We start from the raw sequence: 12,977 nt of genomic DNA, 5'->3' as shown, positions 1-12,977 counted from the left end.
GTTAATAAAAGGCAGTTGCTAAAGAATGGCTTATAAAAATGAATTCCATCGATATTACTAAAAAAATCGCTAAAACAATTGCTGCCAGTGGTCGGGGAAATGCTAATCCTCACCACGCACATGCTGACTCTTATCAGCGTCATGGGCGCACGACGGCGATTGACGACCATAGTGACCTGCAAGTCTTAAAGCGCATCAAGCGCTATTTATTGCCAAAAGACTTTGTTATCTCGCAAGGTTTATTAGAGGAAATGGTTGCGGGTTATGATATCGGTGATCCCGTCGCAGATGCATTAGCGGCTGATGGTATTCGTTTTGCAAAGCCCTTACAGCAATTTATTATCAGCGGCAGTAACAGTGGCAGCAACTTCGACGCCAACCTTACAAATAACCCTGCATTTAACGCCTTAACCGAGCAGTTTAGCAGCCATCCTACGTGGTTTGACCCCAAGCTTGCACAAATCGGTGCGGTTGCCTATCGCCGTTATCCGCTTATGCTGATTTGGTTATTACGTAACGTGGCGCTAATGGCAGGATATAGTATTCCTGCCCTCTCCCTGCCGCTCATTCAAACAGGCGCATTGATGCACGATGCTCTACCGCGTTTGATGCGTACCTATGCTTATATCCTAGCTGTCTCTGAGCATCCTCCATTACACAAGTCGCATACGAGCGCAGGCAATCAGCGTCAGCCTATCGAGCAGGTATTGGCGATTGGCTCAGAAGGTTGGCGGCAGTCTATCAAGGTGCGGCAAATTCATACCCTAGTGCGGCAAAATCTGCTTAAAGGTAAAGGCAATGCGGCTAAGGGCGTCATACCCAATGCCGACCAGCACCATAATCCAGATGGCAGTTGGAATAGCGCCTATTGGGGTATTCCTATCAATCAAACCGATATGATTGCGACCCATTTGCAGTTTTCACTGTTGATTATGCGCGGATTGCGGCTGCTTGGTGCCCGTATCAGTACTGAGGAAGCCGAAGGTATCCTGCATCTATGGAATCTTGCCAGCTATTGGATGGGCGTTGATTTACAGCGCTTGCCTAAAGATGAAGCTGCTTGCTGGGAATGGCTTTATACCTATTTATCGATTCAGCAGCTTGATTTTAAAATGGGCCAGCCGCTAGCAAAAGCCCTGCATGATTTGCCGCGTCAGCTGATGGGCGAGGACAATCGCCGTGGGCGTTTCGTTGAGATGGTCAATGCCAGTGTCACCCGTACCTTGGTCGGCGATGATATCGGCGATGGGCTGGATTTACCAAAATCAAAGATACGCTTTGGTGTCTTATCCTCAGTACCGATTCTTTTTGCGCTCGATACGGCACGCCAGCACAATCAAAGGGTGGCGGAAAAATTAGAAGCCTTTCGCGCCAAACGCCAAGACAATATGAATTGGTGGCTGAAGAAAAATGACGATTACTATAAATAAAGCATGATAAATGCAGAGTAATTTAAGGAGAAAAGCCACTCGATATTAAATAAAACCAATAACAAATGATATTCATTAAATTTAAAAACCATAACTACAAAGCATATGTCGAATATTATTAGTAGTAAATAGAATATGTTAAGCCATTATCAACGGCGTCCACAATAACTATAATAAATCCGCAAAAGACGCGCTTGGTTTAACTAGAGAATGGTTTTACTTTAGATACTTCATTGAATAACCTCAACCGTTATACGTGTTAATTACGCGTATTTTGGATGCGGTAATACCACTCTAGTTGCCGATCAAAGCCTGTTTCCAACAAGCTGGCAATGACGCGTCCTGTCAGACCCCAAACCGTTTCACCATCAACCTGCCAGCTGGGCGTGAGAATGGTCGCGGTCTGATCTTGCATCGTATACTCTACCGCATATTCTACGGTAGGCTGAGTCAGCAAGGTCTCAAAATCTGCCCAAAAAATACGTGAGATTTCACCAAGCTCAGGCACTAACAATAAATCCGGTGCAATCAGCGCCACAATAGGACGGACACTCATACCGCTTTTAGAAGTTTGAATCGGTAATTGACCAAGTAGCTGCACCTTATTGGGCGGTAAGGCGGTCTCTTCACAGGCTTCACGCAAAGCGGTGACGACATTATTACCATCGCCGGCGTCATGTTTTCCGCCTACACAAGAGACTTCGCCGGCATGACTGTTCATATGCGCGGCGCGGCGCGTCAGTAGTAGTTTGGGATGGCGTTCATGGGTGATGGCAACCAATACCGAGGCATCGGCAATGGGTGTCTGATATAAGCTATCTAAAATGCGAGCGCTACGAGAGGTGTTAGAGCCGTCGTACAGCGCCGGACTGGTGACCGCATTTAAGGTTTCATGCTGCACGCGTTCCGCCAACTTTCGAATGGTCGGATAGCGAATAAAGTCTGGCACAGCGACTGAAAACTCATCAAAACGTAGCGACTGCGGGGGGAGTAACATTATTATTGCCCTATATTTTTATCAGTATGAAGCATCAATGCAATTAACTATAAATATTGACTACTCAAGTATCAATGTCAAAAACCAAATGTTTTTAGGATATGCTCGTGGATAAGATTTTTTCATTAAATAAAATGCAGGGCAAGACTGATGACTGCCCGCAAAGATTGCCATTAATCATCATCGCCATAGCTTGGGTTGGCGGTACGTTTGCCACTGCCATACTGGCGCTACTGGGCAATTGGCAAAATGTCGCCATGATTTTGGGCTCATTTGGTGCCAGCTGTTTGCTTATTTTTGCTTATCCCGAGAGCCCTTTTGCACAGCCTAGAAACATCGTTGGCGGTCATCTTATCACCACTTTCACAGGCTTATCATTTTTGACCTTGTTTGGCATCGAATGGTGGAGCTTGTCGCTGGCAGTTGGTACGGCGATTGCGCTGATGCTATTGCTGCGCGTACCGCATCCACCGGCTGGCTCCAATCCATTAATCGTTATGCTTGGCGGCGTCAAATGGCACTTTTTACTTACCCCTACTCTGGTCGGTGCGCTCGCCTTAGTGGTGGTTGCCCTCATTTATAACAATATCGGTCGCGGCCGCCATTACCCACGTTATTGGTAAAGCTATCCTTCAAGATAAAGCTATCTTTTAATAGTTAACGTGAGTCTAGCCTAGCGCAATCTGACTAAAGCTGCATAGACTTTATGTGACTGGACTGGATTAGTTGGTGTTGTATGTTGCGCTTAACAATGCATTTATTAATCAGGGCAGCTTTAACGGCAAGCAGTTGCGCAAACCTGTAGGGTTTTTATTATCACTGCCAGTGCGATGAGAATTTGTGTTATCTTAGGCTTAATGGCTATTATCAAATAAAAATTGATAAGCTAAAGTCATACTATTTTATAAAACAAGAATTATAATTCTTAAAATACCGAACACCTTTTTCTCATTTCTCCTTTTCATTATATAAGGCAGTTGATATGCGCTATTGTCTACAATGCGGTCATGAAGCAGAACGCAAAATACCAGCCACCGATAATATCCCGCGCTTGGTATGCCCAAATTGCAATTATATTCATTATGAAAACCCAAAAGTCATTTGTGGCTCATTGGTCGTACATAAACACCGTGTACTGCTATGTCGCCGCGCGATTGAGCCACAATATGGCTTATGGACGCTGCCCGCAGGTTTTATGGAAAATGGCGAAACCATGGCAGAAGGCGCGGCAAGGGAAAGCTTTGAAGAGGCAGAAGCGGTGGTTACCAATCCGCATTTATATTGCCTCTATGATATTCCTGATATCGGGCAAATCTATAGTATTTATATCACCGAGCTAAAAGACGGCGCTTACGGTATTGGCTCTGAAAGTCTCGACTGCGCTTTGTTCACCGAAGAAGACATTCCATGGGATAAACTTGCCTTTGAAGCCGTACGCCGTACTTTAAAAAGCTATTTTGCCGACCGTCAGCAATACGATAATCATGAAGATTTCCCCATTCATCAAGATATGATTGGCAAAGACCAAGCGATTAAGCGCTATTAACCACAATCTTATAAAAGCGCACTTTAATAAGTCACTTTATTAACAACCTGCAGACTAAATAGTAGCAAAGCAGCTTTACAAAAATGCTTGGTAAAGACCATTGATAAGAATTATGCTAAGTTTTGAATATAGCGACTTATCAATGGTTTTTTATTGCCTAAAATTAATCGTTTAAGCTTATTTGCGAGGATACCATGCTGACTTTATTGCAACGTGCTTTGCCCCTGCTCCCCTTAACCATTGCCATGACTCTTATCAGCATGCCAAGCCATGCCGACGATGCACGCTTAACGGCCAAACAATCAGACCCGCAAACCCTTGGTTGGATGCAAGGTTTCCCGCCGCCCAAAGATAAGCTCATTGCGCAGCCCTCCTCTAATTTCTTTAGTTTCCCAAAACTGCGTTGGACGGTATGTCATATCCGTGAGTTGATGCCCACCACTGACGTCAGTCGCGGTATCGGCGCACCCTCCACGCTCAACTACGAGTTAGATAAAAACATTGATGCCATCACCTTTACGCCTACTAATAGTAAGCGCCCGATGACGTGGAAGCAGTCACTGGATGCCAATTATACTGACGGCATTATGGTCATGCATCATGGCAAGGTAGTGTACGAGCGCCAAAACGGCTGCCTCAATGAGCTTGGCAATCATGCGGCGATGTCGATGACCAAATCCATGACAGGGCTGCTAGCAGAAATTCTTGTCACCGAAGGTAAGCTTGATGATAAGGCGTTAGTCGCATCTATCATTCCAGAACTTAAAAACAGCGGCTTTGGTGATGCAACCGTCCGCCAAGTGATGGATATGACCACCGCCCTCGATTATAGCGAAGACTATGCTGACCCTAATGCCGATATCTGGCAGTATTCAGAAGCAGCAAGCCCACTACCGAAACCAAAGGATTATAGCGGACCTAATGGTTATTTTGAGTATCTGCAAACGGTGAAGAAAAAGGGTCAACATGGGGCAGAATTTAACTATCGCACCATTAATAGTGATGCGCTTGGCTGGATTATCTCGCGTACCACTGGTAAAGCGGTCAATGAGTTACTCTCAGAACGCATCTGGCAAAAAATCGGTGCTGAACAAAGTGCTTATATGACGGTCGATGCTAAAGGTACGCCATTTGCTGGCGGCGGTATCAGCGCAGGCTTGCATGACATGGCACGTATTGGTAGCTTAATGCTCAATAAAGGCGAGATTAATGGCGAACGTTTATTCCCAGCTGCGGTCGTTGATAATATCGAAGCTGGCGGTGATAAAAACGCTTTTGCAAAAGCGGGCTATAAACAGCTAACCAACGGCAGCTACAAAAGCATGTGGTGGTTATTTAACAATCCCACGCCCATCTATGCGGCACGCGGCGTCCACGGTCAAACCATTTATGTTGATCCCGCAGCCGATATGGTTATCGTGCGTTTTGCGTCATACCCAGATGCCAGTAATAGCAAAATTGACCCAACTTCACTACCCGCTTATAAAGCGCTGGCAAATTATTTAATTAAAAAGTAAGCCTTTAAGAAATAGCGCTTTAAAAGACTAACCCAAAATAAAACCGCCGCTTTCATTTTTAGTGAAAGCGGCGGTTTTTTATAGCAATTAAGTCAATAGACTTTAAGAAGATTAGCTCTTAATTTTACACACTTTAAAGCCAAGCTCTTGTACCGCTGCTTCTTTATCATAAGGTGCTAATACGGCACGTACATGCTTTTGCCCTTGTAGATATTGCTTAGCAACACGCTGCAAGTCAGCAACCGTCACGGCCAATATTGCCGCACGCATTTTACGTTGCCAGTCGACACCGCGATGATGCAGATTGGCAAAGCAGGCTTTGACCGCCTCGCCAGCTGGAGAGCCTGGTTTATCCATACCTGAGATAATACCTAAGATGGCTTCTTCCAACTGCTCATCGGTTTGCGGCTCATTTAATAACCATTCGATACTGGCATCAAAATGCGCAAAGGTCTCAGCACACTGCGGATCGCGGTAGCTAAAGAACTTAAAGGCGCAAGCATTGGCATCGTAGCCTGCACCGCCACCATAAGCACCGCCGCGCTCACGGATGGCACTATGCAAGTAACCATTACGTAAGTAAGGCGCTAATACCATCAAGGCAGCGGTATCAGGATGGTCGGCGGCTGGCACGGTATATGCGCTAGCATTATGATAGACGTTGGTCGGAACTAGCCACGCCAAATCTTCTACATCGAGCGCCACACCACTTTCTATTGCTTTGACCGCGTCTTTCTCGCCATTTAACGCCGAATCCAGTTTTAAATCCGCAAACTCGCTTGGGATATTGTCTTCAATACCCGCATCAGAGTTTGTGATTTTTTCCGCAATCTTTGGCGCTTGGCTGTCTTTCCAGCTATCAACGATTAAGTTACTTAAGCGTTCGGTTTGCTCAGCTTCACAGATAATAACGGCGTGCTTAGGCAAGCTGATTAACCGTTGATGTAAATCCATCAAGCTGGTTGCCAATTTATCCCACTGCGCATCATCAGTACTGGCATGGGTTAAGAAGTCTTTTAACGCGTTTAGTGCTGGCAGACCGCTGCGCACATATTCTAACTGTGCTTGGCGACTCATGCCGCGACTGGCAGTTTGCATCGCATATGAATGCCCAGAACCGGCAAGGTTTGACTGCCAACCTGCTTGACGCTGCTGCAAGATTTCTTTGATACGGTCATGCTCACTAAAGACACTATGCTCCATGACTTCTTTTAGCAAATCAATGGCTTCAGGTTTACGATTTAGCGCGCGCGTTGCCACAACGAAATAGCTGCTAATCGCTTGGCTGTCATCGATATTGGTGCGCTGACTGATACGCGCCGTCACCCCTGATGAATGCGCCGCTTGCTTAGCTTGCATCTCATGAGCGCTTAGCGAATCCGTGCCCAGTTCTGACAATAAACTCAGGTAAATCGGCAACAATGGATGATTGATTACCTCATTAACGGGTAGCTCGCTGGTGTCCTGATTACCAATCGCATCGGTCAACGGCACAATTACTTGATAATAATACAAGCCATTGGTACCCGCTTCATATTCAAATAAGGTACTGTCTTGCCCGCTTAAATTCACTTGTTTTTGTGTGCCTTGCTTAAAGCTGATATCCGTTGGGACATCTTCTAAGCCAACTTTTGGCAACAAGCTTAAATCATCAGGTGCTGCTTGGCGCGCTGCCAAATCAAGCGCTTGCTGTTTTAAGATAGCTTTATCATCAGCGGTCAAATCCATCGCAATCGTATCAAGACGGGTTTGCTCGGCTGCTGCAAGACGGGCGGTTTTTTCGCTATCAGGTGTCAGTGTGACACGGACACGATGCTGATTATCAAGTAAATGAGTCTTGATTAAATTTGGTAACCACTGGGCATCTTTTACTTGTTCACGTAGCCACTGCAAATGCTCATCAACTTCCCAGACATCGATAGGGTTGCCATCATGAATCGCCGTACTAAAGCCTTCTAGCATGAGATTCAAACCATACGGCATGCTATCACCGCCAATATGGCGCTGATCAATCTCAATTTGGTGCAAGATAGTTTCAATGGTTTCATCATCAATCGGCTTGCTCGCGACCTCTTTAAGCAAATCAATAATGCCCTGCTCTACCGCTTCGGCATGCTCAGGGTTTGAACCGCGCAGACCGGTATAAAAGACCATTTCATAATGACTGTCGTCGAGTCCCAATAGCGGACTTGGCGCTTTACCAAGTGGATGGCTGTCCAAATACGCACGCAATGGCGAACCAGCATGCTCAACCAATACCCCTTCTAATAGACGTAACGCCAAACGCTGCTTTGGATCAGTAATTGATGGTAATAACCACGCCACCACATGATGCGTTTGGTCAGGACCGGCTTCATCAGCAGTATAAGTATCAACCGCGCTAATCGGTGCAGACAGGCGTTTTTCAGGACGCGAGACGTGTTTTTTGCCTGCTTCAAATTGAATCAAGGCATCTTCATGGATTTTCGCCTGCGTCTCAGCGACCGGAATATTACCAAAGCTCATAATCACACTGTTTGATGGGTGATAATGGCTTTGATGAAATTCAACCAGCTCATGATGGGTCAAGTCAGGAATATCAGCAGGATCGCCGCCCGAATTATAATGATAGGTTGTCGTTGGGAACAAATGATGGGCGACCGTATGATATAACTGGTCAATCTCGCCGCTCATCGCGCCTTTCATCTCATTAAAAACGATACCTTTAAACTGCGGCTTATCATTTTCGTCTAACTCGACGCGAATGCCTTCTTGGGCAAAATCAAGCGGATGAATATTGGGGAAAAATGACGCATCAAGATACACGGCAAGCAAGTTAAAATAGTCGTTTTTATTTTGCGTCGCATACGGATACGCCGTCCAATCGGCAGCGGTCATCGCATTCATAAAAGTATTTAATGAGCGTTTAATCATTGAGAAAAACGGGTCACGAACGGGGAATTTCTCAGAGCCACATAAAGCCACGTGCTCTAGAATATGCGCCTCACCTTTTGAATCCATTGGCTGAGTGCGAAAGCCGACCAAAAAGGCATTTTCATCACTCGGATGGGCCAAATGGTAATGCATCGCCCCAGTCTTAACATGCTGACTGATCAGCACATCCATCGATAGCGCCTCAATGTAGCGATGCTCAATCAGCTCAAACGCTGGATGTAGCGTTAAATCCGCAGTAAATGGCGTGTCAGTCATAGTTATCCTTATCAATGATAATGTATATCGTGCCCTGATTTTCAGGGCTCATAAAATGGTGTCTATAGCGCTAATAGATGGGGCTTACCTATTGATAAGTCAAGCTGGCCATATGGTAATAACGGCTCACTGGGTAAGATTTATCAATGAATATTTTAAAAGTAGTATTAATGCAATATCCATAATCAAATAATGGTTTTAACCCTTAACAAAGGTAGCCAGCACTGCTACTATAAAGTTAACTACTATTTAGGAGCCCCTGATGAGCTACCAACATATTTTACTGGTCACCGACTTATTGTCCGATGCTGACGAGGTTGCCCTAAAAGCCAAACGTATCCTTGCAGGCTCGCCTGAAGCTAGGTTATCTGTCTTACATATTGTTGAAGATGACATGGTGCGCTTCGGCTTTGAGCTGGTGCCTGCGTCTAGTTTGTCAGGTGATTTCGATGGCGAACATTGGCAAGAAGCACGCACTAAATTGACGCAATTCTTAGCACGCAATGAGCTAAACGCGGTCAATTCTGAGGTCACTGCTGCTATCTCTAACAGTAAAGGTATCGTCAATTATTGCCGCGAAAAAGAAGTCGATTTACTGATTATCGGTCGCCATGAGCGCCGCGGTATCGCTGCTTGGTTAGTCAAGGCAACCGCCGACAGTATCTTGCCAAACGTACCTTGCGACAGTCTCGTGGTAAAACTCGATCAGCCTGTACCAAAATAACGAGATAAGCAAGCAAGGCGCTAAAAAGCTACTGTTAAGCGTAACAAATATCCCTATAAGATATAGACAAAGATAGCTTAGCAGCACTTAACAGCGCTCGGTAGGAGTGCTATAGTAAATACTATCTGACACGAGGAAGACGCTATGAGTTACGAACATATTTTATTGGTCACCGACCTAATGTCCGATGCTGATGTGGTCGCCCAAAAGGCCAAACGCATCGTTGAGAATCGTCCTAACGCCAAGCTATCGGTGCTTCATATCGTTAAAGATACTATGGTTGGCTTCGGCTATGAGCTGGTGCCTGCCTCAAGCTTATATGATGAAATTGATGATGAGCGCTGCCAAGAAGCGCGCGCCAAATTGGCACAGTTTTTGGACCGTAACGATTTACATGCGGTAAATTCTGAAGTGACCACCGCCATCTCTAACAGTGAAGGTATCGTCAACTATTGCCATAAGCATGATGTTGATTTATTGGTCATCGGTCGTCATGAACGTCATGGTATCGCCGCTTGGCTCAGTGGCGCGACGGCAGATAATATCTTGCCCAATGTCCCTTGCGACAGCTTAGTGGTGAGACTGGACAAACCGGTTAATAAATAACTCTAAGAGCAGACTTAACGTCGTTCCCAAGTTATTTGAAACTATTAAAAAATCTCATTAAAAAAAGCGCATTGTATGACATTGCGCTTTTTTATTCTTCATTAAAACAGTAAATATTCTCACTAGAATCTCTACATTTACCATTAAAATCAATCTTCTATCAAAATATCAATAAAGCTTTGCCAAATAGGGCTTTGATGGCGGGCTTTGTGCCAAACTAGCCACCACGTACGTGATAAGTCTATACCCGCTACTTTTACCTGCACCAATTTTCCTGCTGCCAGTTCCGTCTCAATGACATGCTGCGATAAACAGCCAAGTCCAATATCGGCGCTTACCATATGTTTAATGGCTTCTGATTGCTGAATCGCCATCACAATCTCAGCATGCGGCAAGTATTGCAATAATTGCTCATCAATAATTTGCCTCGTACCCGAACCAGCCTCTCGTACCAATAGCGGTAGCCTTGCCAGCTGTTCCGCACTCAGCTCATAACATTTTCCTTTCTCGTTATACTTCATGCCTGTCAGCCACTTACTATGACGCTTAGCAAAGACCATCAAGGTATCGGTCCGCCAAGCGCGCTGTTCAATCACTTTCATATCTGTCGGACGTGGCATGCCTTCGACCAAAGCAATATCGATATTTAACTGCTCAACCTCGCCGACTACCTCTTGGGTATTGGCAATATACATATCGATATGGGCATCCGGTAGCGCTGCATATAGCTTAGCAAGCAACGGCGGCAGCACATAATTGCCGATAGTGGTACTGGCACCGATATGAATCTGCCCCGCTTGATGCTTATGATAATGCTCTAGAGTTAAGGCCTGTCCTAATATAGCCTGTGCCTGTATATAAATAGGATGGGCGTTTGGATGCTGATTTAGCCTGCGCCCGACGCGCTCAAATAGCGGCATCTGCAATCTTGCCTCTAGCTCAGTGAGCGCGCTGCTGACCGCCGACTGCGACAAATGCAACTCCTCACTGGCACGGCTAGTGCTGCCAGTTTGATAAATACTGACAAACACCGATAACTGCTTAAGGGTAATCTTCGGCAGCATCTGTATGGGTTTTTTCATAATGGCTCTGACATCCTATACACCCTATAAATTTTCAAAAACCTAAGTTTCAAAATCGATTCTTAACCTAAAAAATCGATAGTTTATATCTTATTAATCTGTTTTTATTATAAATCGACATGACTTATACTGTCTATTCATAAGCTTATGCTTATTTCGATTATAGATGATAAATAATAGGTGCGTACGACATGAACGCTTTAGCACAAAATATGCATAACTACTTTCCGCATAACCGCCATATTTTGGGGCTGATTGTCGTGCTGATTGGTAGCTTGTTTTGCTTGTGGCTGAATATGAGCTTAGATACGTGGTCGGACGGGCGTATTATTGGGCTGTCCTCGTTAACCCTAGCAATCTTGCTTGGGATGATATTGGGCAATACCCTATATCCAAATTTTTCTGAACAACTTAGTGATGGGGTTAACTTTGCCAAAGGTCAAATATTACGCCTTGCTATTATTTTTTATGGCTTTAAGCTGACTTTAACCCAAGTTGCTAGTGTTGGTATGCCAGCGGTAATGACGGATGCGCTGGTATTAACCTCAACGTTTTTACTCACCTATTGGCTTGGCACCAGATGGCTCAAAGTCGATAAGCAAACGACGTTATTGATTGGTGCTGGTGCCAGTATTTGCGGCGCAGCAGCGGTGATTGCCGCAGAGCCGGTCGTCAAAGCGGAAGCACATAAAGTCACTATCGCCGTCGCCACCGTGGTGGTCTTTGGTACGATTGCCATGCTGCTCTATCCATTTTTATATCAGCTTGGCTGGCTACAACCTTGGCTAAATGCCCAGCAATACGGCATTTATACGGGTTCAACCATTCATGAAGTGGCGCAAGTGGTGGTCGCTGGTAATGCCGTTAGTACCGAAGTTGGGAATACGGCGGTCGTCACTAAAATGATACGGGTGATGATGCTTGCGCCCTTTTTACTGATTTTATCGTTTGCTTTAACCACAGCCAGTAGCAAAAATGGTGAAAAACTGTCATTGATAAATCGCGTACAACAAGTCAAAGTGCCATGGTTTGCCTTTGTCTTTATTTTGGTAGTGTTACTACATACTTGGGTGCCAATGACGGCAAGCTTTGAGCGTAGCATGGTCATGCTCGATGATGTGTTGCTTACCATGGCAATGTTTGCGCTGGGCTTAACCACGCACTTAAGCGCCATTAAACAAGCGGGCGTTAAGCCGCTTATCTTAGGCGCAATGATGTTTGCTTGGCTTATCATTGGCGGCGGACTGATTAATATCGGCATTGCTGCACTCTAATCACTTCACTCTAAAACAGTTACTGACTACACACCAAACTCTTAACACCAAACCAAAAATGCCGACGACTATCACTATAGTCGTCGGCATTTTTGTTCTAAGATTTTGCTTAGTGCCTTATTATTAAGGCATTTATCATAAGCGATAAACATAAACAATAGACGAAAAAAAACGAACCCGAGGGTTCGTTTTTTATTCATCTTGCTCTAATTGTCTATAAAGACAAATTAGATAGCAACGATGTTATGAGCTTGTGGACCTTTTTGACCTTGAGTTACAGTGAACTCAACTTCTTGGCCTTCAGCTAAAGTTTTGAAGCCTGAACCAGTGATTTCGCTGTAATGAGCAAAAACGTCTGCGCCAGTTTCTGGAGCGATAAAACCAAAGCCTTTAGCTTCGTTGAACCACTTAACTGTACCTTTTTGAGTATCTGTCATATTGATAATCCTACTTTTTAATTTATTAATGGTCTAGTGACCGGTAACGCTTGCAAATAGCTACTGAACGATAAATATTAAAACGAAGGATTATAACTAATACTACGAGGTAATGATTTGGTGCAGAACTGCTCTTAAGCTTGGTCGTATTATAGGGAGGTTAGTTCAGTATCGC

Annotated in this window: 11 protein-coding genes; 7 read left to right on the top strand and 4 right to left on the bottom strand. The window is 44.9% G+C overall.

Going from position 1 to position 12,977, the window contains the following annotated elements:
- Nucleotides 1-38: 38 nt before the first annotated feature.
- Entirely contained in the window at nt 39-1,430 is a 1,392-nt protein-coding gene (locus tag JMX94_RS09130; RefSeq protein ID WP_201565059.1) for an oxygenase MpaB family protein, read from the top strand.
- 259 nt (nt 1,431-1,689) lie between these two features.
- On the opposite strand, the gene JMX94_RS09125 is transcribed toward JMX94_RS09130, so the two are convergent.
- Entirely contained in the window at nt 1,690-2,427 is a 738-nt protein-coding gene (locus JMX94_RS09125; RefSeq protein WP_201565058.1) for a CoA pyrophosphatase, read from the bottom strand.
- Between the two features lie 101 nt (nt 2,428-2,528).
- Between JMX94_RS09125 and JMX94_RS09120 the strand changes: the two genes are divergently transcribed.
- From JMX94_RS09120 to JMX94_RS09110, 3 genes are all read left to right on the top strand, one after another.
- Complete coding sequence (locus JMX94_RS09120) at nt 2,529-3,050, top strand: HPP family protein (RefSeq protein WP_201565057.1); 522 nt, start codon at nt 2,529-2,531, stop codon at nt 3,048-3,050.
- A 359-nt stretch (nt 3,051-3,409) separates the two neighbouring features.
- On the top strand, nt 3,410-3,973 hold the full coding sequence (locus JMX94_RS09115; protein WP_201565056.1) for an NUDIX hydrolase: 564 nt from the start codon (nt 3,410-3,412) through the stop codon (nt 3,971-3,973).
- Nucleotides 3,974-4,167: 194 nt separating this feature from the next.
- A complete protein-coding gene (locus JMX94_RS09110; RefSeq protein WP_201565055.1) occupies nt 4,168-5,490 on the top strand; it encodes a serine hydrolase in 1,323 nt (440 codons plus the stop codon).
- 111 nt (nt 5,491-5,601) lie between these two features.
- On the opposite strand, the gene JMX94_RS09105 is transcribed toward JMX94_RS09110, so the two are convergent.
- On the bottom strand, nt 5,602-8,679 hold the full coding sequence (locus JMX94_RS09105) for an insulinase family protein (RefSeq protein WP_201565054.1): 3,078 nt from the start codon (nt 8,677-8,679) through the stop codon (nt 5,602-5,604).
- Nucleotides 8,680-8,941: 262 nt separating this feature from the next.
- Here JMX94_RS09105 and JMX94_RS09100 point away from each other — a divergent pair, with 262 nt between their 5' ends.
- Nucleotides 8,942-9,403, top strand: a complete 462-nt coding sequence (locus JMX94_RS09100) for a universal stress protein (protein WP_201565053.1) — start codon at nt 8,942-8,944, stop codon at nt 9,401-9,403.
- 144 nt (nt 9,404-9,547) lie between these two features.
- Nucleotides 9,548-10,009, top strand: coding sequence for a universal stress protein (locus JMX94_RS09095; protein WP_087813544.1), 462 nt, complete (start codon nt 9,548-9,550; stop codon nt 10,007-10,009).
- A 149-nt stretch (nt 10,010-10,158) separates the two neighbouring features.
- On the opposite strand, the gene JMX94_RS09090 is transcribed toward JMX94_RS09095, so the two are convergent.
- Entirely contained in the window at nt 10,159-11,091 is a 933-nt protein-coding gene (locus JMX94_RS09090) for a LysR substrate-binding domain-containing protein (RefSeq protein WP_201565052.1), read from the bottom strand.
- Between the two features lie 191 nt (nt 11,092-11,282).
- Between JMX94_RS09090 and JMX94_RS09085 the strand changes: the two genes are divergently transcribed.
- The gene (locus tag JMX94_RS09085) at nt 11,283-12,365 is read left to right on the top strand and encodes a YeiH family protein (protein ID WP_201565051.1); all 1,083 of its coding nucleotides are present in this window, start codon (nt 11,283-11,285) and stop codon (nt 12,363-12,365) included.
- A 227-nt stretch (nt 12,366-12,592) separates the two neighbouring features.
- Here JMX94_RS09085 and JMX94_RS09080 read toward each other — a convergent pair whose 3' ends face one another.
- The gene (locus JMX94_RS09080) at nt 12,593-12,802 is read right to left on the bottom strand and encodes a cold-shock protein (RefSeq protein WP_201565050.1); all 210 of its coding nucleotides are present in this window, start codon (nt 12,800-12,802) and stop codon (nt 12,593-12,595) included.
- Nucleotides 12,803-12,977 lie beyond the last annotated feature (175 nt).

This window comes from Psychrobacter sp. CMS30 (assembly GCF_904846565.1).
Classification (GTDB): domain Bacteria; phylum Pseudomonadota; class Gammaproteobacteria; order Pseudomonadales; family Moraxellaceae; genus Psychrobacter; species Psychrobacter maritimus.
The sequence above is the reverse complement of the archived record's forward strand: the minus strand, read 5'-3'. Positions and strand labels throughout refer to the sequence as shown.

Coding starts and splice junctions, on each gene's coding strand:
- JMX94_RS09130 (WP_201565059.1), top strand. CDS start 39: ATGAATTCCATCGATATTACTAAAAAAATCGCTAAAACAATTGCTGCC.
- JMX94_RS09125 (WP_201565058.1), bottom strand. CDS start 2,427: ATGTTACTCCCCCCGCAGTCGCTACGTTTTGATGAGTTTTCAGTCGCT.
- JMX94_RS09120 (WP_201565057.1), top strand. CDS start 2,529: ATGCTCGTGGATAAGATTTTTTCATTAAATAAAATGCAGGGCAAGACT.
- JMX94_RS09115 (WP_201565056.1), top strand. CDS start 3,410: ATGCGCTATTGTCTACAATGCGGTCATGAAGCAGAACGCAAAATACCA.
- JMX94_RS09110 (WP_201565055.1), top strand. CDS start 4,168: ATGCTGACTTTATTGCAACGTGCTTTGCCCCTGCTCCCCTTAACCATT.
- JMX94_RS09105 (WP_201565054.1), bottom strand. CDS start 8,679: ATGACTGACACGCCATTTACTGCGGATTTAACGCTACATCCAGCGTTT.
- JMX94_RS09100 (WP_201565053.1), top strand. CDS start 8,942: ATGAGCTACCAACATATTTTACTGGTCACCGACTTATTGTCCGATGCT.
- JMX94_RS09095 (WP_087813544.1), top strand. CDS start 9,548: ATGAGTTACGAACATATTTTATTGGTCACCGACCTAATGTCCGATGCT.
- JMX94_RS09090 (WP_201565052.1), bottom strand. CDS start 11,091: ATGAAAAAACCCATACAGATGCTGCCGAAGATTACCCTTAAGCAGTTA.
- JMX94_RS09085 (WP_201565051.1), top strand. CDS start 11,283: ATGAACGCTTTAGCACAAAATATGCATAACTACTTTCCGCATAACCGC.
- JMX94_RS09080 (WP_201565050.1), bottom strand. CDS start 12,802: ATGACAGATACTCAAAAAGGTACAGTTAAGTGGTTCAACGAAGCTAAA.